This window comes from Ureibacillus sp. FSL K6-2830, assembly GCF_038004145.1.
Lineage (GTDB): Bacteria > Bacillota > Bacilli > Bacillales_A > Planococcaceae > Ureibacillus > Ureibacillus thermosphaericus.
This window is the reverse complement of the sequence record NZ_JBBOQR010000001.1, coordinates 2,031,585-2,055,494: the sequence shown is the minus strand read 5'-3', so window position 1 is coordinate 2,055,494 and position 23,910 is coordinate 2,031,585. Positions and strand designations below refer to the sequence as shown.

Here is a 23,910-nt window from a genome sequence, read left to right as displayed (position 1 = left end):
TTTTACACCCCCAGAAACTGCGGACGAAAGTAAATACTAACCTCTAACAGTTCCATATTGACTGAAGCATCGTAGCGCAGTGTGTTAAGACCAGCGGAAAGTTGAAAGAACGCCGAAGTGGTATCTAATAACGAAAAAGCATTTGTAATCGAAGAACCCTCCACTTTTACTACACGCTTTCCGGCGAAATGAGTATATACACGCAGCTCGTCTCCGGCATCCATTGTCGTAAGAAGCCGAATGTATTCACCAGTGTCTATCTTTAAGAGTTCAGGATTCGTAACAGTACCCAGAGCTCGAAATACAATTTCACATCCGCAGGACACATCACCGATATTTTCCACCGTAATGATTTGACTTGGCTGACGCATTCCAAATTCCATCCCACTCATAGGAATTTCCAATTCAAACTCAAATAGCGGTATCCATGATGCCAGTTCCTCTCGCACCTCATTTAATGTCTCGAAGAAAGGGGATGGGCAGAGTAGACTGACAAAGAAGTTTGGTATTCGTTGCCGATTAGAAACACTAAAACCTGCCTCCTCCACCACGCAGGATATCTGTCGGTCACGGTATTGAAGGGTCCCTAGTAGCTTTGGGCTGAATATTTTAAGGAATCGTTGCCTCCTTTTAAAGGCTTCATCGGGAGTATCAGCAACAACCGTACCTTCAATCGTTATGTTTCGCATATCTAACGTGGAGGAAATATAAAAAGCGCCATCCTGATCTGGCGCCTTGAAAGTGTTGACGGTTTGACGCATATTGCCAGTGCCGTCTACCTTCGTAAGAAAGTACGGTCGGCTTTGCTTAAGCGTAATGCTCTCTCCATCTCTATTTGTATATGTTAGTTCCATTGCCGTACCTCCCTTACAATTCCAGTGCCAGTTTACGGGATAGGTTCTTAAACTCCCGTGCTAGTTCTTTTTCTGATAGAGCCTTAGGTGTCACAACTGAAATATTTTGAGTAATACTTGCACCTGTAGCATTCCCTTGCCCAGATACACCTCTGTAATTAAAATCAAAGCTAGTTGGTACTGCATTTTGCATATCCCTTGAAACTGCTGTCATTGCATCCTCAAAACCTACACCGATACCTTCACCCATGTTGTGGCCAATTCCAGCAAATAGAGTTGAAGGGGAGCGGATACCGAAAAAGTCTTTTATCCTCGATACAACATTTCCGAAAAACCCGGATATTTTACCCCATAACCATGCACCTGCGTCTGATATACCCTTCCACAACCCTTTAATCAAATTGCCGCCCACTTGTGCCATTTGACCGATATAGCCAGTAAAGGCCCTAACCAGTCCAGAGATAATCTGCGGTACGGCTTTTACGATCTCCACGATTATCCTTGGCAGATTTGCAATCAGTGCCACAAACAGTTGTACACCCGCTAAGATAATCTTATCGATGTTACCAATAATGGCATTGACCAGCGAGCTAACAATCTTGGGAATAGCACCTACAACAGTAGTTATAATCTGTGGCAATGCCTGTATGAGTGATATTAGAAGCCGGATACCTGCATCAATAATCAAAGGAATCGACCCTATAACAGCACTGATGATACTATCGATAATTTGCGGAATTGCTTCCACAACTGCTGTAATAATGGTAGGCAAAGCTGTGACCAGTGAGGTCAATAATTGAATACCCGCATCAATAATCTGTGGAATAGATGCAATGATAAAATCCACTATTGCTTTGATGATGACCGGTAAGGCAGAAATAAGCTGAGGTATTGCCTCTACCAATCCCTGTGCTAATCCTATAATCAACTGCAAAGCGGCATCCAAAATGAGTGGTAGGTTATCCATCAATCCTTGGACAATCTGCATAACTGCAGAAACTGCCGCAGGGATGAGTTGTGGTAACGCTATGCCGATTCCCTCCACAAGTGCTGTTACTAATTCAATTGCTGCATTTATTAGCAGTGGAAGGTTATCAATTAATGCACCGACAATCGTCATTAGAGCACTTACCGTCGCTGGAATAAGTTCGGGTAAAAGGCTCAAAATTGTTTCCAGTACTTGCGCGAATATATTTGTAACCAATTCAAGAAGCATTGGTAGCAAGTCTGCAACCGCCGCTAATATTGCGCCTGTCGCTGTTGGCAAGGCGGCTACGATATTTTCCAAGACCGGTACGATATTAGTAACAACTGCCTCAAAAGCCTCCACAAGATTCTCAGTCAGATTCGTCATATCAGCATTGGCATTACCGAGTCCAGCTGTAAATGAACCAAGTGCGGCCTGTAGTAACCCAATAGAACCGGAGATTGTCTCGGTTGATTCTTTTGCAAAGTTACCTGCATACTGCTCTGTGTTCTCAAAGAACATTTGCATTGCTACTTCGGCTTTTTCCGCTTGTGTTGCAGTATTCCAAGTAAAATCCAGACCCTTTGCAAGAGCGTAGGCTTCGATGTTTGTAGCGTTCATCGCAACACCTAAGTTATCCATCATATCAAAGTTACCCTTTGCCGCCCCAGTGACTGCCTCTAATGCCGAGGACATATCAATACCCATAACAGATGCCATATCTGCCGCACGTTGCATGGCCTTTTCAGTTAGCTCAAGACTCCTCTGTTGCTGTATACCAGAACCTTGTAACAATGCACCCATTTTGTTGGCGGTCGCAAGATACTCACTTTGGGAAACACCAAGATTTTTATAGGCTTCCTCACCAGTTTTCTGAATCGATGCAGCATATGCTCCAAAAACCGCCTCTGATCCGCCTAGGTTTTGTTCCAGCTCTCCAAATTGAGTGACTACTTCTTTACCTAACTTAATAGCAGCGGCTCCGGCTGCAACAGCAACCGCCCCCATCGCCACACCAATTCCCTTGAGTACACCGCCAAGCTTTTCAAACCTGCCACCAGCATCCTCTGCACTTTTACCTGAATCCTCTAACTCTTCACCGAGATTATCCGCTTCAATTGTGGACTGTTCAAGTTCACGCTCCATAAGATTCAGTTCAGCCTGAGCCCTGTTTAATTGGATTTGCCAGTTTTGGGTGCGGCGGTCATTTTCACCGAAAGAGGAGGAGGCATTATCAAGGGCAGCCTTAAGAGTAGAAATCTTTTCCTTCTGTGCGTCAATTTCCTTATTTAGAACAGCATTACGAGCGGTAACTGACTGAATGGATTTATCGTTTTTATCAAACTGACTCGTTACAAGAGCCATTTCACTGCCCAATACTTTAAATGATTGATTGATTTCTCGCAGTGCGTTCTTGAATTCACGCTCGCCTTCAACACCTATTTTTAAACCAAAATTATCTGCCATGCCTTCACCTCCTCCTAAATACCTGGTGGGATAATATCGTCAATGGTCCGTGTTTTCTTTGGCTTTTCGATACCATGCCATTGTTTATGACAAGTCCATAAATCAAAAAACAGCCCAATTGGCATAAGCCAGAATTCCTCTGTCTCCATGCCCATCTGAACTGTTCCATAATAAAGAAGTCGGGTAAAGACCTCATCGTCCGTTACCCGACTTCCACGTTTTTTGGAGCTTCCTCCTCACTTTCGACATTTCGCTTTGTACCTTTGAACATCGCCTCGGTAATTGCAGTTTTATATGCCGCCAAGTCAAGCGGTGAGGTAAGAAGCTCTACTTCTTCCTCTGTCAGTAATTCTTCTGGTGCATTCTTATTCTTTAGGTTTCGAATCAAAATGGACTGGTTTGCAAGCAGCGTGATGAGCCAAACTATCTCGTCCAGTGCCATCTCAAAGTTTTCTGATTTCATCAGTTTTTCTCCAAGATTTTCAAGACCACCGTAACGACCAGCAATTGCCTTTGTTGCACGTGTAGTTAAAACCAGTTCATATTCTTTGTCACCTATGTTGATTGTGGCACTTCTCTCATTATGCATCATTTCTCCTCCTATGGTTCAGGTGTATATACGGGTTCATAAACTTCAGTGAACCAGCCTGTTATGGTGGACGATGAAACACCGGGGTCACCTTCTGTGACTTCTGCTTTCCATGGGTGCTTGCCCAACCCATCCAGCTTGTTCCTACGCATAACTGTTCCTTCAATAGTAGGTGTAGAAAAGGTAATGGAATCCGCCTTTGTCTGTAAGTTGGTTGCTGGCAGTCCAAACTTAACACGATACAACCAAAAATATCGGTATGTTCCATTGGCCTTTTGCGCACGAAACCCCACTGCAACAGGTGTACCTACACTCTCACTTGCAGAAATTAATACCCCGTTGTCGTCGGTGGACGCACCAGTTAGATCTGCTGCGACCGTCGGGCCAATGTCATCTACACCGAGAGTGAGTGTACCGCTGTTAAAGTCCTTCACAACCTCGGCAGCACCATCATCGGCATACAGAATTGCTTCCACCAATTCTACCGAAAGTTCGGCAGTAATGGCTTTTGCGAGTACCGAAGGCACACCATAGGTTTCCTCGCCATTTGAATCCTCGGTTATTTTTGCATAGTACAGTTTATCCAAACCGATAGTTGCCATATGTTATTCCTCCATTCCATAGTTTTTCGCCACGTCGATGGCGTAATGATGATATCCAGTATCATCCTCGTGACCAATATACCTACGCTCAGTCACTGTAAAATCATCGTTTAACAAAGCCGTTGTAATCTGCCTCTTTCTCTCTAAGTAATTTCTCTTGGAAAATAGTGATATCCGTGCTTCCTGCACATCAAAGCCAGGGCGGTTATCCGCATGAACTTCAAAAACATCCGAAAGTGGGAGTATCACCACGTACTCATCCGGTGCCAAACCTGAAAAAACCCCGGTTTCTACGGGGATAGGTATTGCTGTCAGAAGTGTATTTAGCTCCTCTAAGATATTCATATTTTATCAATCTCCTCCTCTAGCTTTGCGATCATCGCATTGATGCAAGGTTTCCTAGATGCAGTTCTCGCAGGCTTTAGGAAGGGTTTTGCAGGCTGACCATGCTTACCATATTCAATGATTGTGGCAATTTTAGCATTGCTCTCACCATCAGAACGTGGCTCGGCAAAGCCAACTTTTACATTGAAGTTTCCGTTTCTATCTTGCTTTGCTCCAGAAAGACCCAGTGAAGATAGCAACTCACCAGTGCTTTTGGATGGATATTTTGTGTTCTTACCAATCACTTTACTTAAATTTCCCTTAACTTTATCCAGTACCACTTCACCGCCAACTTCCAAAACCTTAGGAAGAATTACATCGGTCTGGTCAGCTAATCGTGATACCTTTAAAAGGAATTCTTCTGGCATCTTTATATTTACTTTTGCCATATCCATCACCTCACAGTTGGTTCTATCTTTTCTGCTAAAACCTCGACATACATGCCTCGTTTTCTTACATCATCAACACTTAAAATCTGATATCTGCCATCATCACAAACGATGACCATTTCATTTGTCACCCTAAGGCCAGAAATTTTCCTAAACCTAAATAGGGAAGTTGCAGAAGAAAATGATGCTCTATTCGCCCACCGCTCACTGCCATGCCGATCTTCCTTGTAGGCACGTACACTAGCAAGTATGTTATCGCCTATAGCAGCGAAACCATCCTTGTCTTTAATAGGCTCTGTACTGATGATATCAATAAAGGTGTTCATCTTTCCAAAACTCATAATTTACACCTTCCAATTCCGGTCTAGTCTAAGAAGTAGGTTCACCGTGTTCCAAACCTGCTGCCCCGCCTGTACGCTATCGGCGAAGAAACCAGCCGTCGAGCCATCTCTGCTTTCGTAGAAATGACTCGACAGCATGATTACTGCCTGTTCAGTTGTTGGGGGCATGATGTTTTCAGTGTAATAACCCTCAGCAACATGCTGATAACTTTCCGCATAAGAGACGGCGGCTTTGATGTAATGCAGCAGAAGTCCATCGTCTGCGTCATGCGTCAGGATCAGATTTGCTTTTACTTTAGGTAGAAGATTATCAGTTGTCATGCCGTCCGCCTCCCTCCGGTCATTCTTCGTCTGCTGCCATTAACCCAGCCGCTTTTAGTTTAGCGAGCAGAGCATTAAAATCCGTGACAAGAGTGGCTGTATCCTCGGCTATGCTGTCGGCTTGATTTACAGCCATTTTTACCAACCCAGAGACTGACTCCGTAGCATCGGTAGGATATGCTGGAGCATACAGCTTACCATCTTCACCAATTTTTACTTCGACGGTGTCACCCTCACCTGCGGCAGTAGCTTTTACACCGCCAAGAGTTTCCTCTGTTGCCACGAGTAGTGGATCGGCGGAGAGCCCCGTTACCGAGGCTCCTTCCTTGATTTCAAGCGTTCCGCCTATAACAGTTTTCTCTCCGCCTTGTTCGGTGTAATTCTTAGTGTTATAGCTCATAATGCACCTCCATTAAGCTTTCTGCTGAAGTACTTTTATGGCTTCAGGTAGAATCAATTTTCCATCCACACGCTGAGTAGCAACAAAGCCTACTTGGCCAGTAACAGCATAAAGTTCATTAAGCCTCTTAAATACACGACCCTGACGATCAGCTACCCAGTAATAACTAAAGTCACCAAATGCGATACTCTTCGCAGCTGCAGCAATAGTTGGCATATATGCAGAAGTATACAATGGTCGATTGAGGATAGTATCCGGTGTACCTGCCTGTAAGGAAGGTTGCCATAGGTACTGTCCTTGACCATCCTTTAGTTTACGGATTGCTTTTACAGTGGCGTCGTTCATAACGAATACAGCCTTATTACGGTAAGGTGCCTTTAATGAATAGAACAGATCAAGTACCTCGTCCATAGTAATTGCCGTAGCACCTGCAGTAGTCACACCAATTTGGGCACCACCTGTAGAAGCAAGTATACCTGTCGGTTTTCCAGATCCATCACCAGTAAAGAACGCTTCTTCCTCTTTGTTACCGATACGTCTTGCAAATTCCCTAGAAATATAAGGTTCAAGTTCAAATACACTATCGTTTAGAAGTTCCTCAGAAACCTTAATCATCGTACCTAGCTTATATGCTCCTATAGATACTTGACCGAAGCTATCATCACTTTCTGGGATTGCACCTTCCTCGTCAATCCATGAGGCTGTGCCCTTAGATGCTACCACTGGAATTTTTCTATCGCCAGAAGCGGTGGTAATAACTTTAGCCAGTCTACGGAAGATGTTCTCCTCCTCCAAAGCCTCGACAAGTGTTCTCTCAAACTCATCAGGAACTAAGTATCCACCCTCAGAATCTGTGCCAATTTTAAGAGCATTTTTTACAACCGGGTCAAGGCCTTCCCCTGCACGAGTACGCATAGCATTCCAGAATGCTTTCTTGTACTCTGCGGATGCACGACCCGTCTTTTCTTCAACACCTTTGAATGGAGTGTTTGTAATAGGGTTACTAGTGGCTTTGGAAAGTTCTAAGTCGATAACCGCCTGACGTTCCAAACGTTCTATTTCCTTACCAAGTGCAACAACATCGGCTTCCATCTTTTCATAGGTTTCTGTGTCCTCTGCGGATAACAATCCATCACCGCCACGTTTCGAATCAAGGAATGCTTTCGCCGCATCCCATACCTTAGCACGTTTCTCGCGCAATTCTAGAATTTTACTCATTGTTATTTCCTCCTTTAAATTAGTGAGAAATTAAAGAAAGCCGCTTATCCAGCGACTCTATAGGTGTACCTGTTTTTCGTTTTTGTTTTTTAGGTAATTTGCTAATAAGAGAGTTAGTAACCGCCATCCTGCTAAAGATAAGGCTATCCGTCAAATCCGGTGTTTCATTTTCCATAAACATGATCTTATCTGCAAAACCAAGTTCTATGGCTTTGTTTGCATTCATCCATGATTCTGCATCCATCAGATGAGAAAGCTTTGTTCGGGAAAGACCAGTCTTTAACTCATAGGCATTAATAATACTTTCCTTAACCTCATCTAATAGAGCTTTAGCTCGCAGCATTTCCTCGCTATCACCGATGGCAATGGTCGAAGGGTTATGAATCATAATCATGGATACCGGCGACATATATACATCTCCACCCGCCATTGCAATAACAGAAGCTGCACTTGCCGCAAGCCCGTCAATTTTTACAGTGACCTTTCCTGTATAGTCCATAAGCATGTTGTAAATCTGAGCTGCTGCAAACACATCCCCGCCAGGAGAGTTAATCCACACTGTAATATCACCGGTGCCAGCCAGCAGTTCATCTTTGAACATCTTAGGTGTGACCTCATCACCCCACCACGTTTCTTCGGATATCACTCCATTTAAATAGAGAGTGCGCCCTTCATCAGAATCTCGCACCCAATTCCAGAACTTCTTCATTTACTGACCTCCTTCGGTTTTGGCAAACGCTCCTGCGTCAGCCAATTTCGTCATATTTCCGTTAACCAGATATAAATCGCCACCTTCCTCAGCTGGGATACGGTTCATGTCCTCCAGTTCACGGATATCGTTGGCTGACATCCAGCCATTTTGACGACCTGTAGCGTAGCCATTCATTCGGCTTTGGTAATCACCACGAAGCAGACCGTCCAAATTGAACTTGATAAACAGTGAAGCTTTCTCAGAAGGCAAAATAAGCGATTGCTGGAGACTTTGTTCCCATCGCACCACCCACGGATCGAGGGTGTATTTTACAAACTCCAAAGACTGCTGTTCAATATTGGAAAAACTAGACTTCTCAAGATCACCCACCATATGAGGCGGTACTCGGAAAATCCTCGCAATCTCATTAATTTGGAATTTCCGTGTTTCAAGAAATTGCGCCTGTTCCGGCGGGATACCAATGGCTTGAAACTTCATGCCTTCTTCCAACACAGCAATTTTGTGAGCATTTCCTGTGCCTTGGTAGGCACTATTCCAACTATCCTTGACCCTCTGTATATCTTTGATTACTCCTGGGTGTTCCAGCACACCTCCGGGATTAGCACCATTGGCAAAGAATGCCGCACCGTACTCTTCAGTAGCAAGTGACATACCGATTGCATTTTTCGCCATAGCGATTGGGCTATAGCCAATGAGTCCATCAAAACCTAAGCCAGGAATGTGAAGAACCTCATCTTTACGGAGTGTGACATAGCCACCCTTTGGGTTTAGACCACTTTCGTCCGTATCACGGTAATAGGTATAGACCAGTTCACCATTTGTTGCTCGACTAACCTCCATCTTGTTGGGGAGTAGGGGATAAAGCGCCAGTGCCTGCCCACGACCGTTTCTGACCACCTGTGCATAGGCATTTCCCCAAAGCAAAAGATGACTCATCAGTGTTTCTCGAAACACGAATGAAGTCATCTCTGGATTTGGTTCATCATGAAGAAGGTAATACAGCGGGTGGAAAGGAATCTTTTCTTTACCTCCATCAGAACGATATCTATATACATGAAGTGGTAGTCCTGCAATCGCTTCAGCTAGTATCCTTACGCAGGCATACACTGCTGTTGCTTGCATTGCAGTACGCTCGTTCACTGTTTTGCCGGATGACGTACCACCAAACAGGAAGGAAAATGCACTACCCACACGGTTTTGCGGTTGGTCCCTTGACCGAAACAGTCCTTTTATTAGATTCATAGGCGTCACCTCCGAATATAAACATTGTGTTAACCATTAAGCCTTAAAAGACAATCAAACCTCTCTCGTCATACACTGAATCTCCGCTATTACCTGAGCCGCAACGGATAGCACGATCAAGTGCCATGATGGTCGCTACCGCACCATCTATCTTCTCTGTACTTTTTTCCTTATCCGGTTTAACGTTACCTGCTGGGTCAGTTTTTATAAAGATGTTGTCCATCATCCATCGAAGCACTGGATGTCCACCATGCGCTATTCTTTCTTCTAATGTCAATTTCATTAATTCTTTGGTTGGCGGTGACATATCTTTAAAGCCTTGACCGAATGGAACGACAGTAAAGCCTGCTCCTTCAAGGTTCTGAACCATTTGAACTGCTCCCCAACGGTCAAATGCAATTTCTCGAATGTTATACTTTTCGCCAAGTTCTTCAATAAACCGCTCAATGTAGCCGTAATGCACTACATTGCCTTCTGTAGTTAGAATATATCCCTGTTTCTCCCAAAGATCGTATTGTACATGGTCTCTTCGGACTCGGAGGTCAATATTATCCTCCGGCATCCAAAAATATGGGAGAACGGTATATTTATCTGTTTCATCCTCCGGTGGGAACACCAGCACGAAGGCTGTAATGTCAGTGGTGGATGATAAATCAAGTCCTCCATAGCATACTCGACCTTCAAGGCTCTCTGGTTTTACTGGAAACGCACAGGCATCCCACTTTGCCATTGGCATCCAACGGACAGATTGCTTAACCCACTGATTCAGACGCAGTTGTCGAAAGCTATTTTCCTCAGCAGGGTTCTGCTTTGCGCTTTCACAAGCGGCTCTAACTTTATCGATACTTACTGTAATTCCTAAGCTTGGATTTGCTTTCTTCCATACTTTAGGATCAGTCCAATCATCCTCTTCTTTGGCACCGTAGATTACGGGATAAAAAGTAGGATCGTATTTTCTGCCCTCAATAATATCAACCGCTTTTTGGTGTGTTTCATAGCAGATACTCTGAGTATCCGTCCCTGCAGTGGTGATAAGAAAATATAGCGGTTGGGTCCTCGCATCACCAGACCCTTTTGTCATAACATCAAATAGTTTCCTATTTGGCTGAGTATGAAGTTCATCAAAAACAACACCATGTATATTGAAGCCGTGTTTTGAGTAGGCTTCAGCCGACAATACCTGATAAAAGCTGTTGGTCGGCAGGTACACCAGTCGTTTAGTTGAAGCCAGCAACTTCACTCGTTTATTCAGTGCCGGACACATCCGCACCATATCGGCTGCTACTTCAAATACAATTGATGCCTGCTGGCGATCTGCGGCACAACCGTATACCTCTGCTCGTTCTTCACCATCTCCACAAGTGAGGAGAAGAGCGATTGCTGCTGCAAGCTCGCTTTTTCCCATCTTTTTAGGTATTTCTATATAAGCCGTGTTAAACTGCCGGTATCCATTAGGTTTTAAGATACCGAATAAATCACGGATAATTTGCTCCTGCCAGTCGATAAGTTCAAAAGGCTTACCTGCCCATGAACCTTTCGTATGGGAGAGTGCTTCGATAAAAGCCACAGCGTAATCAGCAGCGTCCTTATCGTAATATGACCCTTCAGCTATAAAGGCGGTCGGCTTATATTTCTTCAGTTTCCGCATAAACACCGCCCCTTTTATGGAAAAGGACATAAGAAAAGAGCCTCAATCCTATAGATGAAGCCCTTCTCATTATCCTGTTTAATTTTGTTTACTTATTTTCATCCACTTCCCCCGTCAGTATGAAATGGGCATATTCCGCTTTATGGTCTATTAAATAGACTACCAATTCATAAAACCCTCGTTCATTTGCCTCATACTGTACCCGGTCCACATCAAACATATTTGTGACTCCGCTTTCTCGAATGGAAAGGATTTGTTCCTTGATTATTTCATTCATTGACTGCCTCCTCCGATTCGACTGAATCGGTTGTCGCCTTGCGCAGGATATCCACATCGAAGCCCGCACTTTTATAGCCTTCTAAAATTGTACTGTAATAATAACAACTCGGCTGTCCAAGCGGTCTACCATCATTCATGATGTAGACCATCGCCTTGACGGTTTTGCTTCCCAACTTCACTTTTATTGTTTCCTTTCGATAAAGGAACGGCCATCCCTCGTAACGGTCAAGTGCCGCTTCATCGGTCGGTGTAATCTCCCACACTAAAACTGGTACGTTGCCACCCTCAAAAGGCTCGATTGTCGCCACAGCGCTCGCGTGTGCCCCTCTAAATAATAGGCGGTGGTCATTGATTTGGCTTGCTCCTACCACCTTCGCTGTGGGGCATCTGTCGGCCATTTGCTTTAGATTAAGGTTGGAGCCATAGGCAAGGTATAATTTATTCTTCATTGTAATCCTCCTTCTCAGCTTTGTGGGTTAGGGGCAGCTCAGGCCGCCCGAAACCGCCATGCAGCTGAACCCGAAAGTGCTGCGGTCAAATGCTCTCTGCAGTTTGCAAATTCATCTCCAATGAAACCAATCCGGTTTAGGTAGGTCCTCATGGCAAACTTCTCGTTTTCCACCTGCGGTTTCTTTGCTGATGCACACTTTTGCGTCAAGGCTTGATGGTTAATGGCAAGTGCTAGAACAATGTAGCTTCTTATCTTTCCTGCATGAAGCTCACTATTGAATCCTCTAAGTTCAACTGTATGGTTTCCGGTAAAAAAGCTGTGAAGGTTGAGGAAATGGTAGCGGCTGTTGTGATAATGAGTGCTTCTGCTCTCGCTGTAGCCCTCGTACCAAATGTCCTCAATTTGTCTCATCGTTTTAGGCTTTTTACGGTTCATCTTCTCAACCAAAATGCTGTCCATCTTTTTGCAGTAATTCATTCTCTGCGGTGCAATCTGAAGTGCTTTATAAAACAAGTCATTTTTGCTTGCAATGATATTTACAAAGTTTCGAATGCTTCGTGGGGTATGTTCAGCACCGTCTAGATGAATGTGAATTCCGCATGATGTATTTGTAAAGGATCCAGCTTTGCGAAGCTTTCTTACTAGCTCCTGCAAAGTTTCAATGTCCTCCCGGTAGGTTAGGATTGGACTAACCAACTCAACGCTATAATCTCTACCTGCAGCTACTTTTCTTCTACCTTCTTTTCTTTGGCAATTGATGCTCCCATCGTACATAAACTTCCACACTCGACCATCTGGAGTTTTTACCTTCTTGGTGTCGTAGTATGTCCCGCCTTCACTGTAAATGCCTTGCAAAAACTCTGCAGCGACTCTAGCCGCCCTTTCCCTTGTAATCCCGGTAAATTCAATCTCAATCCCGAATTTTGCACTTAACATCGTATCTCGCTCCTTTTAAAGTGTGTTTGTCCTTTCGGCATGTACATATATCACTCTAAAAGGCTTATATAGCAAGACATTTCTGCAATATAAATCTACATATTTACTGCCATATTGGGCTTAAAATGTGTTTGTTTACTCTTCAATTTTCTTACATAAATCCTCTCCAAAGACCACTCCAAGGGAACTGCCTGAATCCCAACTTATGTGGATAGTTCCCATATCATCAACACTAGTAACCGTACCTTTATCTCCTGGCTGAAGCTTGGTATAAGGGTCATTCATCTTAAGTAGCATGACACGAGTTCCTGGAGTGTAATAACTTCTAAGTTGCTTTAGCATTTCTGGGTGAATGATATTCATTATTCACTCACCTCCTCATGCTTGGCACTTCCGCTTTTGAAGGCAGAGCTACCCGACAGTTTTGAGAGGAGAATTTTTCGTTCTGTTTTGTATTCTGGCCCGATAAAGCCAAGTCTTAGAAGGAAACAACGGAAAGCGTACTTTTCATTTTCCACTGATTTCTCAGTCGAGTTGACGCGGGTCTGTTTCTTTGCCATTTCACAAAGTGCTGTTACAAAGTGGGTATAAGCTTTAACCTCTTCTGCGGAGCATTCACTTTGGAACCAAGGGAAGGTTACAAATTCCTCATTTACGATAATGGGAATAGAGTCAGTATCAAGTGCTTTCTTTATAAGGATTTCTTTGCTTTCTACCAATCCTTTTAGGTTATCAAGTGCGGTTTCGCTAAAACCCTCCTTCGGCATTTGAATAATCAAACTAATAGCTTCTTCGGTTTCATTTGATTCCCTGTATACGGGAGGTTCTTCGTAATCACTATTTGGACTTACCCTACCCCCAAGAGCCGCTTCATTGGGAACTTGAATATTTTCAAGAACAGGCTCTGCTGCTGGAAGTGGTGTGGCAAATTCTACTGTAACCGCCTTAAAGTCATGAAGGCCTAATAGATCATTAACCAGTTCAGAATTATCTGGTCCTCTGACCACCCCGTTTTTGTCAATGTTGTAATCTGCCACCTCATATGCAAATGTAGGCGCTCCAAGATATCTTGCAGGAGCATTCAGTTTTTGGCTGATTGCATTGACTAGCTCTTTTCTTTTTTCTCCTGTGACATTATAGTTTATCTGCATTTTTTATACCGCCTTTCAATTTTCGGTACATACATATATCACTCTAAAGGCTGTTAATATCAAGTCATATAGAGCATCTTTCTGTAGAAAATACTGTTCCATTAATCGGCGGTAGCAACGTCTGGCAGGTCACAATATCTTATTTTCGAACCATCTCTTAAAAGAAACACACCGTCTGAGTTTCCAACTTGCTCAATATACCTTTTCACAATGACATCGCAGTACTTTTCATCTAGTTCAATGGTGTAACAGATTCTATCTGTCTGCTCACAGGCAATCAATGCACTTCCTGAACCACCAAAGGGATCAAGTACGATACAATTAGAAAGGCTTGAATTCAAAATAGGATATGCCACTAGTGCCACTGGTTTCATGGTTGGATGGTCACCGTTTTTCTTCGGTTTCTCAAACTCCCAGATGGTGGTCTGCTTTCGATCTGAATACCAGTTATGCTTGCCTTTCTTTTTCCACCCATAGAGAATAGGTTCATGCTGCCACTGATAAGGGGAGCGTCCGAGAACAAGGGACTGCTTTTTCCAAATACAAGTGCCTGAAAGATAAAACCCCGCATCAGAGAATGCTCTTCTAAAATTGAGTCCTTCCGTATCCGCATGGAATACATAAATAGAAGCGTCCTTCGCCATTACTGCTTCGGTGTTCTGAAATGCTGCAAGCAGGAAATCATAGAACGCTTCGTTAGCCATATTGTCATTTTTGATTTTTCCAGCTGTTCCTTCATAGTTGACGTTATATGGAGGGTCTGTAACTACCAAATTAGCAGTTTTCCCATCCATCAAGACATCAAAGGTGTCTTTCTTTGTACTGTCTCCGCAGACTAATCGATGCTGTCCAAGTAGCCAAATATCCCCTAAATGCGAAACAGCGGGCTTTTTCAGCTCGCCGTCTACATCGAAATCATCTTCTTTTATATTATCCTTAAGGGAATCCTTGAAAAGATCGTCCAACTCTCCTGGGTCAAAACCTGTCAAAGACACATCAAAGTCTGAAGCATTTAAGTCCGTGATGAGAAGTGCTAATTTGTCTTTATCCCAATCACCACTTATTTTATTTAGTGCAATGTTCAGCGCCTTCTCCTTTTGCTCATCCATTTCAACAACTACGCATTCTATCTCATCCATGCCCATACTCAGCAGGATTTTCAAACGCTGATGACCTCCGATGACTCTGCCTGTGGTCTTATTCCATATTACGGGTTCTACATATCCAAACTCCTCAAGGGAGCGTTTAAGTTTCTCATATTCCGGATCACCCGGTTTTAAATCCTTCCTTGGGTTATATTCAGCGGGGATGAGCTGTTTAGTTTTTATCTTCTCTATCAACATACTTTTCCACCGCCTTTCTAAATTCACTGTACTTATTTACATCCTCCCACGGGAATAGACAACTATTAAAGTGACCATAAACAGCTGTATCAGAGTAAATCACATTCCTTAGACGCAACTTCTCAATGATTGCCGCAGGTCTTAAGTTGAAAACCTCCTGTACAGCAAGGGTTAGTATTTCGTCAGAAACAATACCTGTGCCAAGGGTATTTACAGAAAAGGCTACAGGATTTGCCTTACCAATGGCATAGGATATACTAACTTCACATCTCTTTGCATAACCGCACCAGACGATATGTTTTGCAATGTACCGGGCCATATAAGCACCACTTCGGTCAACTTTGGTGGGGTCTTTGCCACAAAGAGCGCCACCTCCATGGGGTGCAAGTCCTCCATAAGTATCAACCATAATTTTTCTACCAGTTAAGCCAGTATCCGCAGCAGGACCACCAAGAACAAACTGACCAGATGGATTGATGAGAAGTTCTGTTTCATCATCAAAAGGGAAGTCCTCAAAGCACGGCCACAAGACATTGTTAAGGATATCTGCCTTAAGTTCTTCCTGTGTTTTGTTCTTATCATGCTGTACCGATATCACAATCGTCTTTATTCTCACTGGAGTGTCATCTTCATATTCTACTGTTACCTGTGCTTTACCATCGGGAAGAATCCCTTTTATCAGTTTCCCTTTGCGGCAATCATCCAGTCTCTTTACGATTCTGTGAGATAGTACAAGGGGTAGGGGAAGCATTTCTCCTGTTTCCTTTGTAGCATAGCCATACACAGTTCCTTGGTCTCCAGCACCTATTGAACCATACTGTTCATTTATTCCATTCCTTACTTCCAGTGCAGTATCCACGCCAGTTGCAATATCTACACTTTGTTTGTGTACGAATACATAAATTAAGAATTTAAGAGGGTTGTATCCAATCTCTTTAAGGACATTCCTAACAATGTATCGGATGTCTATTTTCTCGCTGCAGGAAATTTCGCCCGCCACGATAATTTTCCCTTTGGTTGCCATTACCTCACAAGCGACACGTGATGCTTTGTCTTTACGTAAACATGCTTCTAAAATGCTATCTGCTATGATGTCGCATAGTTTATCAGGATGTCCAGCACATACACTTTCAGCTGTTAAATATCTTTTACTCATTACATATCTCCTCATCTTTATTTTCCTCTGCGGGCAGATAGCAGTCGCTCCATCACATCGTCCTGTGGGTTTAAACCAGAATACTCTGTAGCACAATTCTCCCTAACGATTTGATATATCTCCATCCATAGCCTGTTTGTCTGACTCATAAAGCTTTGGCTCATTGCTACATAAGGACTTTGAATTGCATTGCCGGTTGTTGGATGCTTGGCTAGGAAACCAAATTCGGTTACCGCTTCCTCACACTGTATCCATCTGGCCGCACTCATGGCATACCGTTCTAGAAGCTGTGGAAGTACCAAATGGGCACATTCTCGCTCCTCAAGCCATTTCCATGTAATTTCATAGATTTCACTCGCTACTAGGGTTTTCCCATCCTTTTGCACTGCGGAGAGCATGGCCCTTGGCTTTGGCATTTCCTGCCCCTTCAGGTCAGCAGTATTCTTGAACTCGACAACTTCAAGCTTTCTTTTACCGGGATTTCCCTCTGCAATTTTGTCAGCAAGTGGTTTTTTCTTTTGACCGGAGCCTATACGGGCGCCGCCTCGATTTGTTCCATCTTTGGCCATTCACTCACCTCTTTTCATCGATGGGTCTATTACCCCGTTTGAAACCGCGAATTTTCACGCGTTGCCCCACGCCCGTTACACAAAGAAAAAGCTGTGGAGATTTGACTCCCCCTACCGGGTTCCCCAACGGTCTCCATCTCTTGCAGTGATTGCAGAGTGGCAAGGTGTACAAAGAGCCATCAGATTACTTCTATCGTGAGTCCCTCCTCTTGCAAGAGGAAGAATGTGATGCACTTCGGCTGCTGGGGTCAGCTTTCCTTGTCTTTTACATTCCTCACAAAGAGGATGGGCTGCAATGTAACGGTCACGTATCCTTTTCCAAGCACGACCATAACGTTTACGGGTTGCTGGATCACGCTGATACTTCTCATACCGTGCAGCTTCCTTCTTGCTATGCTCTTCACAAAAGCGCTTGTCGGTTAGCTCTGGGCAACCAGGGTAAGAGCACGGTCGCTTAGGTTTCTTTGGCATACTGCACCTCCTTTTTCCCATAGAAAAAGCCCTCGCAGGAGAAATGCTCCCGTGAAGGCTTCTGTTTATTAATATTCCATACTACCATTATATAACTTTCACTACGGACAAACAGTGTCATCTTATGCCAAACTGTGCCAAAGTGTGCCAACTTTTATTTTGGAACCTTTAAATGTTGCAAAGCGGATGAATGGAGTCTATGCACGGTTCTCATAGAAACATTAAGGTTGACACAGATTTCTTCCCAGTTAAGAAAGTTAATGTATCGGTAGCGAAGGAGCAGCTTCTCATCCACGTTTTCCATCTGGTTAATCGCTTCACGGATATCTGATTTCAGCTTTATTAATCGTTCAACCTCATGTTGTATCTGTTGTTCCAAATCTATTATCCTAATCACATATTTTTCAAAGGGTGGGTCAGTACTCTTGGTTCGACTGACTTTCTCATCAAGCACAGGGGATGAAACACTTCTTGATAAATCCCTTAAGTTTTGCAACTCTTCAAGGTCTGAGTTAATCAATTCATTCAAACGGTAAGCCTGTTTTAAGAATTCCTTAGCTGTCATCATCGCACCACCTCCTCTTGTAGCTGTTGAATTAACATGTCAGGGTTGAGAGAGGTAAGGACATTGAACAATTCAGAATGAAAGAAACGCTCAATCTCACATTTCGTATATCTAGCAGAATCATTGCGAGGGTATTTTGCTAGTCTTTTCAGAGCAAAACGATAATCTTTGACCGCCTGTAGAATAATGGCATTTGCCAGTTTTTCAAATGCATCCATCATACAACATCCCTCGCTTTCCCAAGATTTGCTTTGACCGCATTAATAAGATCGGATTGTGTCTTTTCCTTTCGTTTCAAGGCTCTCATCACATCTTCATCGATTGTGCCTTTAGTAATGATGTGATGGATTACCACTGTCTCTTTTTGTCCTTGTCTCCAAAGTCTCGCATTTGTTTGTTGATAGAGTTCTAGACTCCAAGTAAGTCCAAACCAGATAAGCGTTGAACCTCCACTTTGTAAGTTGAGACCATGTCCCGCTGATGCAGGATGGATAACTGCCACAGAAATATCACCGTTGTTCCAATCCTTAATATCCTTGGAAGTTTTAATTTCTCTGACATTAAATTTTGCCTTAATACGCTCTAAATCGTGATTATACCAATAGGCAATAAGCACAGGTTTGCCGTTAGCACCTTCAATTAAATCCTCAAGAGCATCTAGCTTGCGGTCGTGGATAATATGGGGGTTTTTATCATCATCATAGATAGCACCGTTTGCCATTTGCAGAAGTTTGCCTGAAAGGACAGCTGCATTCATGGCATCTATTTCTTCATCGCCAAACTCAAGGACCATCTCTTCACGAAAGTGTTCATATACTGATTGTTCTTTTTCATTTAGATACACAGGCACTTCATTGATCACGCATTCAGGCATTTTTAGAAAATCTATCGACTTCATGGAAATGGTAATATCCGAAATGAGCCGATATATAGCATCTTCAGCACCTGGCAATGGTTTATATGAAAATACGATTTGCTGATTGCGTTTATCTGGTGTGAAGAAGGAATTGCGGTAGTGAGTAATGTACCTGCCGAGTCTCTTACCCATGTCGAGAATACGAAACTCTGCCCACAAATCCATTAATCCATTACTGGAAGGTGTACCCGTAAGACCCACAATCCGTTTTGCCCTTGGTCTTACTTTTAGTAAACTTTTAAACCTTTTTGCTCCATAGGACTTAAAAGATGAAAGCTCATCAATGACCACCATGTCATAATCAAAAGGTATGCCACTTTTATTTACCAACCAGTCAACATTTTCTCTGTTTATAAGATAGACACTTGCAGGTTTCCTTAGAGCCGCCAATCGCTCCTGCTCTGTACCGATTGCTACCGAAAACTTGAGTCCTTTTAAATGCTCCCACTTATTTATCTCAGCTGGCCAAGTATCCCTAGCTACTCGAAGTGGGGCAATGACCAGAACCTTTCCAATTTCAAAACGATCAAGACATAGGTCGAATATAGCCGTTAGAGTAATGACGCTTTTGCCAAGACCCATTTCTAAAAACACCGCAGCAATGGGATGCTCTAGAATGAAGTTCGTTGCATAGGTCTGATATTTATGAGGATTGTATTTCACCCAGCATCCCTCCAATCTGCTTAACATCATCAATGACATAGCAGGCAAAGCCTAACTTCTGTAATTGCTTTATTCTTCTAATCTGTAACAGGCGGGGTTTCTTTCCGGGAGCCTTTAATTCCACAAATGCCATCTTCCCATGCGGTAAAAGCACTAGGCGGTCTGGCATTCCATCTAAACCTGGGCTAACAAACTTCGCAGCGATGCCTCCCATCTTTTTTACCTCAGCCACCAGTTTCTTTTCGATATATTTTTCAAGCATAAATACCTCCCATATAAAAAGGCCGGAACAAGAAAACAACTTTGAACCAATTTTCCTATACGCGCGTGTATGCGTGTACGCACAGGCTACTATTACTTCTTTTTACTATTTATAAATAAATAGGTTACTTCTTGTTCCACTTGTTCCGAACCGTTGATTTTCCTTATCATTGCTAACTTTAGGGAAAGAACAAGTATGGGAACAAGGTAAGGTACAACTTAGCGTTGTTCCTCGACTCGGGAATAAGCTCGTTGCTTTCCGTAGACAGGAAACATTACAACACCATTCTTGTTCCCAGTGTACTTGTTCCACTCACTGATCTTTCTCATAATGGCACCGATGGCATAGGAATCTGAAGGCTTTAGCATTGATGCCTCTTTACCGAAACACTCACACCAAATTTCCATATTGCAGACAAGGGTCCTTTTTACTGTTCCAACACGGGTGCCGCCGCCAAATTCGCTACCGCCGAGGAAATTTCTACGCTCGTACAAAGACATCGTGTCCCAATCATCAGGTAAGAGCGTATCCAAGTAGGTACGAACCAGTCCTTCTCGTTCATCCGTTTCCATAGCATCTGCCTGTTCACTGGTTGCCATGGTTACATCTTCACCTTCAAGGTAGAGTTTTTCGCCCTTCTCGTAAAGAACTAGAGCCTCTGCCCAAATTTGCTGTACTTCCCCTTTGGTCATCTGCCACGCTTTCTTTTTACCGTTACCGCTAATGCGGACTGGCCAAAATCTGCGGTTACCTGTTATATCACGAAGAAATCCGCTTTCTGCATTGGTAGAACCTACAATTACGCATTGACGGGGATGGCTTTCCACGTTGACACCATAACTGGCACGGTACTTATCATCAGCCCTCGAAATAAAGGACTTCACAATCTCCACATCCGTCTTACGCATTCCTGCAAGCTCACCGAGTTCCAACAACCAATATCCTTGAAGTTTTTCAGCACCTGATTTATCTTTCATGTCCGTAATGGTCAAACTGTCTGAAAACCAATCTCCGGCAAGCTTAGCAAAGAAGGTTGACTTACCGATACCTTGAGGCCCGTTTAAGATTAGAACACTATCAAACTTTGTACCAGGTCTATAAATGCGGGCCACCGCTGCAACCATCGTTTTACGAATCACTGCTTTTGTATAGGAATTATCTGTTGCACCGAAATAATCAATAAGTAGATTTTCTACTCGGCTAATACCATCCCATTTTGGCAGTGAGTCGAGATACTCCTTAACAGGGTGGTAGGCTCGTTCTGACGCTACAGCTAACACAGCATCTTTGGTCTTGGTAGGGGAATAGACTCCGTATTTACTGCTTAAGTACACCTTAAGAAGCGCGTTATCCGAATCATTCCAACCAGCCTTGATCTGTTCCCAAGGCAGACCACCTTTGGCATCGATCCCATCACGGTGGCAATTGAAAGCGATATGTTGTAATTCCTCATCATGCCGAATAATCAAGACGATGTTATCCAGTGTGTCTTTTATCCGACCTTGCTTATCTAGTTCCAAACCTGTCTGCCAATCCTCATCACTAAACTCCTCTTCAGCCTGGACCTGTCTTTCCTTTGCGAACTCGGCTTTTACCGCTTCATCTTTTATAGCAAACTCGCACATTGCCACAAAAGACGGCATCCTGTCAGGAGCCGTAGTAGTGGAAGCTCTATCATCTAAAGAGCCGAATTTATGAATACGAACTAGATCAAAAGCATTGAGGAGCAGGCCGCTTGCTGGATCGGTGGCATGGTGGCTGTATGCAAATTTATCATCATAGATAATCACACCCGCACTGCTGTCAGCTGGAATATAGTCATAGCGCCCTTCCATAGCAGATGCTTCATAAACTGTACCTAAGAATTTCTCTATTGCTTCACGAACGGAATAAGCGCGACAGAAAGTTCCTACCACACCTTCCTTTAAAAGAGGATCTGCTTGTTCTTTAAGACTGCGATTAATAACTTCAGACTGCCTGCTTGATACGGGCCAAGTTGTTGTATCTCGCCAGTTTTCATATTTTGAAAGATAAATATCTGGGTCAAGTAATGCTCCATCCTGCTCTTCGTAGACAAATTGACCGTTAGAGGAAGTGGATGGCCAATACATAAGGCGATGGGCTTCATATGTCGTATCATCGAAAAGGTCAATACCGATTTCTTTTGCCACCATACGTCCAACAGCTGCATATTCTTCTTCGCTGATCTCACGAGCAAGGGGAACAATAAGCCTGAGTCTTGGATTTTCCGGTGTGTGCTTATGGGTGGAGTAAACGCAACATTTGAAATCAAAAAGCATACTGATTTGCTCCCAAATATCTGGTCTACCGTAATCCATATCAAGGGTGAGCAAAGAACGACACAGAACATTGCCCTTCTTTCGCCTTCCTTCTTTTAAATGTCCTCCGACAAAGCCGCCTACATCCTTGATATCATCTTGTTGACCTCTTTTTAACTTCCGATATTCTTCTACTGTTTCCGTGGTGCGTTGCGTCGTCTTTACACGGGAGCAAAAATCCTCCCAGGAGATATCTTTGTTTTTCCATTTTCTATCCATCCGGCTATTGCCCACTGCAATTTTCATAAGCTTTCAACCTCCTCATGCTCCGGACTAAAATATCTAACCGTTTGTCTGCGTTTCTTGGCTACTTCAATTTCCCTCGCCATACCGGTTGAGATGGTATTGCCCAGCACCCACACCTCGGAGCATTTGCCCATAAGCACGATGTCCATAAATATGGCAAGCTCCCGTTCCTCTGGGTTTTCATCATCCATAAACTGAGGAAACATAAGATGGGGAGCAATCGGGATACAGTTTTGGTCTAGAGCAAACCTGCAAAAACTGCGAGCCTTTTTAATGTTTCCTTCTACATCACCGGAATAGGGAGAACAGATATATACAAGCGGCTTAAAGGCAGATTTTTTCTCTGCCTTTTCCTTTTTCATTATGTTGGTCAGTGCTTCATGGGGAGTTGGATCATGGTATCCTTCATGATTGAATTTGTTGATTCCCATTACACACCCTCCATTTCTATCTGTGGCAAAATACCGTCTGCCTTCATCAGTTCGTAAATGAAGAGTCTGCCTTTTTGAGTCCAGTATGTATGGACCTTTGTATGTTGCTGGCCGTTACTGCCAAGATAGCTATGTGTCTTGGTGCTGGTGTAGCCTTTTTCCGCATACTTCTGATATAAAAGCCAGATGCCGCCTTGTTTAAACTGGACACCCTTTTTATTAAGATAGCGATTCATCCAAATAGCTGACTTGCCGTAATCTTTGGCAATTGCTGAGGTGGAAATGAGGTCTTTGCAATTTAAAACTACATCGTAATAGGAGACTTTCGGTTTCATTTCTGCAATTTGCTGATTCTGAACGGCAATCGTACCTTCAAGCACTTTATTTTGTTTCCTTACTTGAGTTAGCTGTTGATTGGCAATCTGAAGTGCCCTTGCCATGATTGCTTCTGGGGAATTCCATCTTCTTTCTATTTCAAGAAAGTATTGGCGACACTCTTTCCCTTTTGGAGTACGCTGTATCATGCATAGCTCTTTTGCCATGTCAATTGTTAACTGATGGTCAATGCTTGGTCTGCCTCCAGTACTTTCGCTCAAAAATGAGCTAAAGTCTGATCCTTCCTCAAATCCGTACTCACACATTCTTGGAAACCAATCTTTATAAGCGGTCTTTACTTCCAAGGCTTCATGTAAATCACGACCGAGTACGGTTGGTCGTTGATTTTCATAATTGATTTTTACTAATTCGTCCATACGAATTACCTCCTGCAATATAGTCAGAGAGGAAACCCCTCTACCTAATAGCCACAGGAGGTAATAATTGTTGAGGATTTTGAAAAAATAAATTATACATCCGGATTTTTGTTCGAAATTTGTGTATGTAAAATAGATTTAAAAGCTGATTCAGTAATTTTCTACTTTTACAAACGGACTAGATTGATGAACAAAAAATGGTAACGTAAACTGTAATAGGCCTATAGGATTTGGAGCTAATAAGAG

General features: G+C 43.3%; 29 protein-coding genes. All 29 read right to left on the bottom strand.

Features of this window, described 5'->3' with window-relative positions:
- Positions 1–2: 2 nt before the first annotated feature.
- Complete coding sequence (locus NSU17_RS10055) at positions 3–854, bottom strand: phage tail family protein (RefSeq protein WP_340704942.1); 852 nt, start codon at positions 852–854, stop codon at positions 3–5.
- Between the two features lie 13 nt (positions 855–867).
- The gene (locus NSU17_RS10050; protein WP_340704941.1) at positions 868–3,288 is read right to left on the bottom strand and encodes a phage tail protein; all 2,421 of its coding nucleotides are present in this window, start codon (positions 3,286–3,288) and stop codon (positions 868–870) included.
- Positions 3,289–3,490: 202 nt separating this feature from the next.
- Positions 3,491–3,877 carry a hypothetical protein gene (locus NSU17_RS10045; protein ID WP_340704940.1) on the bottom strand — a complete coding sequence of 129 codons (387 nt, stop codon included), beginning with the start codon at positions 3,875–3,877 and terminating at the stop codon, positions 3,491–3,493.
- Between the two features lie 11 nt (positions 3,878–3,888).
- Complete coding sequence (locus NSU17_RS10040; protein ID WP_012102978.1) at positions 3,889–4,479, bottom strand: major tail protein; 591 nt, start codon at positions 4,477–4,479, stop codon at positions 3,889–3,891.
- 3 nt (positions 4,480–4,482) lie between these two features.
- On the bottom strand, positions 4,483–4,824 hold the full coding sequence (locus tag NSU17_RS10035; protein ID WP_340704939.1) for a hypothetical protein: 342 nt from the start codon (positions 4,822–4,824) through the stop codon (positions 4,483–4,485).
- Positions 4,821–5,252, bottom strand: coding sequence for an HK97 gp10 family phage protein (locus tag NSU17_RS10030; protein WP_340704938.1), 432 nt, complete (start codon positions 5,250–5,252; stop codon positions 4,821–4,823). The genes NSU17_RS10035 and NSU17_RS10030 overlap by 4 nt, the downstream gene beginning before the upstream one ends.
- A gap of 5 nt (positions 5,253–5,257) precedes the next feature.
- Positions 5,258–5,593 (bottom strand): head-tail adaptor protein, encoded by a 336-nt coding sequence (locus NSU17_RS10025; RefSeq protein WP_340704937.1) that lies wholly within the window; start codon positions 5,591–5,593, stop codon positions 5,258–5,260.
- A 3-nt stretch (positions 5,594–5,596) separates the two neighbouring features.
- Positions 5,597–5,914, bottom strand: a complete 318-nt coding sequence (locus NSU17_RS10020; protein WP_340704936.1) for a head-tail connector protein — start codon at positions 5,912–5,914, stop codon at positions 5,597–5,599.
- Positions 5,915–5,933: 19 nt separating this feature from the next.
- Positions 5,934–6,314 (bottom strand): head fiber protein, encoded by a 381-nt coding sequence (locus NSU17_RS10015; RefSeq protein ID WP_340704935.1) that lies wholly within the window; start codon positions 6,312–6,314, stop codon positions 5,934–5,936.
- A 12-nt stretch (positions 6,315–6,326) separates the two neighbouring features.
- The gene (locus NSU17_RS10010) at positions 6,327–7,532 is read right to left on the bottom strand and encodes a phage major capsid protein (RefSeq protein WP_340704934.1); all 1,206 of its coding nucleotides are present in this window, start codon (positions 7,530–7,532) and stop codon (positions 6,327–6,329) included.
- Between the two features lie 19 nt (positions 7,533–7,551).
- Positions 7,552–8,241 carry a head maturation protease, ClpP-related gene (locus tag NSU17_RS10005; RefSeq protein WP_340704933.1) on the bottom strand — a complete coding sequence of 230 codons (690 nt, stop codon included), beginning with the start codon at positions 8,239–8,241 and terminating at the stop codon, positions 7,552–7,554.
- Complete coding sequence (locus NSU17_RS10000) at positions 8,242–9,486, bottom strand: phage portal protein (protein ID WP_340704932.1); 1,245 nt, start codon at positions 9,484–9,486, stop codon at positions 8,242–8,244.
- A gap of 43 nt (positions 9,487–9,529) precedes the next feature.
- The gene (locus NSU17_RS09995) at positions 9,530–11,134 is read right to left on the bottom strand and encodes a terminase large subunit (protein WP_340704931.1); all 1,605 of its coding nucleotides are present in this window, start codon (positions 11,132–11,134) and stop codon (positions 9,530–9,532) included.
- 88 nt (positions 11,135–11,222) lie between these two features.
- Positions 11,223–11,411, bottom strand: a complete 189-nt coding sequence (locus NSU17_RS09990; RefSeq protein ID WP_340704930.1) for a DUF5049 domain-containing protein — start codon at positions 11,409–11,411, stop codon at positions 11,223–11,225.
- A complete protein-coding gene (locus tag NSU17_RS09985) occupies positions 11,404–11,862 on the bottom strand; it encodes a gamma-glutamylcyclotransferase family protein (protein ID WP_340704929.1) in 459 nt (152 codons plus the stop codon). The genes NSU17_RS09990 and NSU17_RS09985 overlap by 8 nt, the downstream gene beginning before the upstream one ends.
- Positions 11,863–11,900: 38 nt before the next feature.
- Positions 11,901–12,800 carry an amidoligase family protein gene (locus tag NSU17_RS09980; RefSeq protein WP_340704928.1) on the bottom strand — a complete coding sequence of 300 codons (900 nt, stop codon included), beginning with the start codon at positions 12,798–12,800 and terminating at the stop codon, positions 11,901–11,903.
- Positions 12,801–12,935: 135 nt separating this feature from the next.
- On the bottom strand, positions 12,936–13,163 hold the full coding sequence (locus NSU17_RS09975) for a DUF4314 domain-containing protein (RefSeq protein WP_340704927.1): 228 nt from the start codon (positions 13,161–13,163) through the stop codon (positions 12,936–12,938).
- Positions 13,163–13,951 (bottom strand): virulence protein, encoded by a 789-nt coding sequence (locus NSU17_RS09970; RefSeq protein WP_340704926.1) that lies wholly within the window; start codon positions 13,949–13,951, stop codon positions 13,163–13,165. The genes NSU17_RS09975 and NSU17_RS09970 overlap by 1 nt, the downstream gene beginning before the upstream one ends.
- A gap of 101 nt (positions 13,952–14,052) precedes the next feature.
- Positions 14,053–15,294, bottom strand: a complete 1,242-nt coding sequence (locus NSU17_RS09965; protein WP_340704925.1) for a site-specific DNA-methyltransferase — start codon at positions 15,292–15,294, stop codon at positions 14,053–14,055.
- Positions 15,269–16,450 (bottom strand): methionine adenosyltransferase, encoded by a 1,182-nt coding sequence (gene metK, locus NSU17_RS09960; protein ID WP_340704924.1) that lies wholly within the window; start codon positions 16,448–16,450, stop codon positions 15,269–15,271. Before metK ends, NSU17_RS09965 begins: the two co-directional genes overlap by 26 nt.
- 17 nt (positions 16,451–16,467) lie before the next feature.
- Positions 16,468–17,019 (bottom strand): P27 family phage terminase small subunit, encoded by a 552-nt coding sequence (locus tag NSU17_RS09955; RefSeq protein ID WP_042357509.1) that lies wholly within the window; start codon positions 17,017–17,019, stop codon positions 16,468–16,470.
- Positions 17,020–17,130: 111 nt separating this feature from the next.
- Positions 17,131–17,490, bottom strand: a complete 360-nt coding sequence (locus NSU17_RS09950) for an HNH endonuclease (protein ID WP_044037701.1) — start codon at positions 17,488–17,490, stop codon at positions 17,131–17,133.
- Between the two features lie 154 nt (positions 17,491–17,644).
- The gene (locus NSU17_RS09945; RefSeq protein WP_042357512.1) at positions 17,645–18,058 is read right to left on the bottom strand and encodes a DUF1492 domain-containing protein; all 414 of its coding nucleotides are present in this window, start codon (positions 18,056–18,058) and stop codon (positions 17,645–17,647) included.
- Positions 18,055–18,273: a hypothetical protein gene (locus NSU17_RS09940; RefSeq protein ID WP_340704923.1), complete on the bottom strand. Its 219-nt coding sequence runs from the start codon at positions 18,271–18,273 to the stop codon at positions 18,055–18,057. The genes NSU17_RS09945 and NSU17_RS09940 overlap by 4 nt, the downstream gene beginning before the upstream one ends.
- Positions 18,273–19,634 (bottom strand): DEAD/DEAH box helicase, encoded by a 1,362-nt coding sequence (locus tag NSU17_RS09935; RefSeq protein WP_340704922.1) that lies wholly within the window; start codon positions 19,632–19,634, stop codon positions 18,273–18,275. The genes NSU17_RS09940 and NSU17_RS09935 overlap by 1 nt, the downstream gene beginning before the upstream one ends.
- On the bottom strand, positions 19,615–19,896 hold the full coding sequence (locus NSU17_RS09930; protein WP_044037705.1) for a VRR-NUC domain-containing protein: 282 nt from the start codon (positions 19,894–19,896) through the stop codon (positions 19,615–19,617). Before NSU17_RS09930 ends, NSU17_RS09935 begins: the two co-directional genes overlap by 20 nt.
- Before the next feature lie 218 nt (positions 19,897–20,114).
- Entirely contained in the window at positions 20,115–22,481 is a 2,367-nt protein-coding gene (locus NSU17_RS09925; RefSeq protein ID WP_340704921.1) for a virulence-associated E family protein, read from the bottom strand.
- Entirely contained in the window at positions 22,478–22,912 is a 435-nt protein-coding gene (locus NSU17_RS09920; RefSeq protein ID WP_000512442.1) for a DUF7768 domain-containing protein, read from the bottom strand. Before NSU17_RS09920 ends, NSU17_RS09925 begins: the two co-directional genes overlap by 4 nt.
- Complete coding sequence (locus NSU17_RS09915; RefSeq protein WP_000344037.1) at positions 22,912–23,664, bottom strand: phage antirepressor Ant; 753 nt, start codon at positions 23,662–23,664, stop codon at positions 22,912–22,914. The genes NSU17_RS09920 and NSU17_RS09915 overlap by 1 nt, the downstream gene beginning before the upstream one ends.
- Positions 23,665–23,910: the final 246 nt, after the last annotated feature.

Bases quoted from the DNA above. Each gene is read 5' to 3' on its own strand.
- NSU17_RS10055 (WP_340704942.1), bottom strand. From the start codon at position 854: ATGGAACTAACATATACAAATAGAGATGGAGAGAGCATTACGCTTAAG.
- NSU17_RS10050 (WP_340704941.1), bottom strand. From the start codon at position 3,288: ATGGCAGATAATTTTGGTTTAAAAATAGGTGTTGAAGGCGAGCGTGAA.
- NSU17_RS10045 (WP_340704940.1), bottom strand. From the start codon at position 3,877: ATGCATAATGAGAGAAGTGCCACAATCAACATAGGTGACAAAGAATAT.
- NSU17_RS10040 (WP_012102978.1), bottom strand. From the start codon at position 4,479: ATGGCAACTATCGGTTTGGATAAACTGTACTATGCAAAAATAACCGAG.
- NSU17_RS10035 (WP_340704939.1), bottom strand. From the start codon at position 4,824: ATGAATATCTTAGAGGAGCTAAATACACTTCTGACAGCAATACCTATC.
- NSU17_RS10030 (WP_340704938.1), bottom strand. From the start codon at position 5,252: ATGGCAAAAGTAAATATAAAGATGCCAGAAGAATTCCTTTTAAAGGTA.
- NSU17_RS10025 (WP_340704937.1), bottom strand. From the start codon at position 5,593: ATGAGTTTTGGAAAGATGAACACCTTTATTGATATCATCAGTACAGAG.
- NSU17_RS10020 (WP_340704936.1), bottom strand. From the start codon at position 5,914: ATGACAACTGATAATCTTCTACCTAAAGTAAAAGCAAATCTGATCCTG.
- NSU17_RS10015 (WP_340704935.1), bottom strand. From the start codon at position 6,314: ATGAGCTATAACACTAAGAATTACACCGAACAAGGCGGAGAGAAAACT.
- NSU17_RS10010 (WP_340704934.1), bottom strand. From the start codon at position 7,532: ATGAGTAAAATTCTAGAATTGCGCGAGAAACGTGCTAAGGTATGGGAT.
- NSU17_RS10005 (WP_340704933.1), bottom strand. From the start codon at position 8,241: ATGAAGAAGTTCTGGAATTGGGTGCGAGATTCTGATGAAGGGCGCACT.
- NSU17_RS10000 (WP_340704932.1), bottom strand. From the start codon at position 9,486: ATGAATCTAATAAAAGGACTGTTTCGGTCAAGGGACCAACCGCAAAAC.
- NSU17_RS09995 (WP_340704931.1), bottom strand. From the start codon at position 11,134: ATGCGGAAACTGAAGAAATATAAGCCGACCGCCTTTATAGCTGAAGGG.
- NSU17_RS09990 (WP_340704930.1), bottom strand. From the start codon at position 11,411: ATGAATGAAATAATCAAGGAACAAATCCTTTCCATTCGAGAAAGCGGA.
- NSU17_RS09985 (WP_340704929.1), bottom strand. From the start codon at position 11,862: ATGAAGAATAAATTATACCTTGCCTATGGCTCCAACCTTAATCTAAAG.
- NSU17_RS09980 (WP_340704928.1), bottom strand. From the start codon at position 12,800: ATGTTAAGTGCAAAATTCGGGATTGAGATTGAATTTACCGGGATTACA.
- NSU17_RS09975 (WP_340704927.1), bottom strand. From the start codon at position 13,163: ATGAATATCATTCACCCAGAAATGCTAAAGCAACTTAGAAGTTATTAC.
- NSU17_RS09970 (WP_340704926.1), bottom strand. From the start codon at position 13,951: ATGCAGATAAACTATAATGTCACAGGAGAAAAAAGAAAAGAGCTAGTC.
- NSU17_RS09965 (WP_340704925.1), bottom strand. From the start codon at position 15,294: ATGTTGATAGAGAAGATAAAAACTAAACAGCTCATCCCCGCTGAATAT.
- metK (WP_340704924.1), bottom strand. From the start codon at position 16,450: ATGAGTAAAAGATATTTAACAGCTGAAAGTGTATGTGCTGGACATCCT.
- NSU17_RS09955 (WP_042357509.1), bottom strand. From the start codon at position 17,019: ATGGCCAAAGATGGAACAAATCGAGGCGGCGCCCGTATAGGCTCCGGT.
- NSU17_RS09950 (WP_044037701.1), bottom strand. From the start codon at position 17,490: ATGCCAAAGAAACCTAAGCGACCGTGCTCTTACCCTGGTTGCCCAGAG.
- NSU17_RS09945 (WP_042357512.1), bottom strand. From the start codon at position 18,058: ATGATGACAGCTAAGGAATTCTTAAAACAGGCTTACCGTTTGAATGAA.
- NSU17_RS09940 (WP_340704923.1), bottom strand. From the start codon at position 18,273: ATGGATGCATTTGAAAAACTGGCAAATGCCATTATTCTACAGGCGGTC.
- NSU17_RS09930 (WP_044037705.1), bottom strand. From the start codon at position 19,896: ATGCTTGAAAAATATATCGAAAAGAAACTGGTGGCTGAGGTAAAAAAG.
- NSU17_RS09925 (WP_340704921.1), bottom strand. From the start codon at position 22,481: ATGAAAATTGCAGTGGGCAATAGCCGGATGGATAGAAAATGGAAAAAC.
- NSU17_RS09920 (WP_000512442.1), bottom strand. From the start codon at position 22,912: ATGGGAATCAACAAATTCAATCATGAAGGATACCATGATCCAACTCCC.
- NSU17_RS09915 (WP_000344037.1), bottom strand. From the start codon at position 23,664: ATGGACGAATTAGTAAAAATCAATTATGAAAATCAACGACCAACCGTA.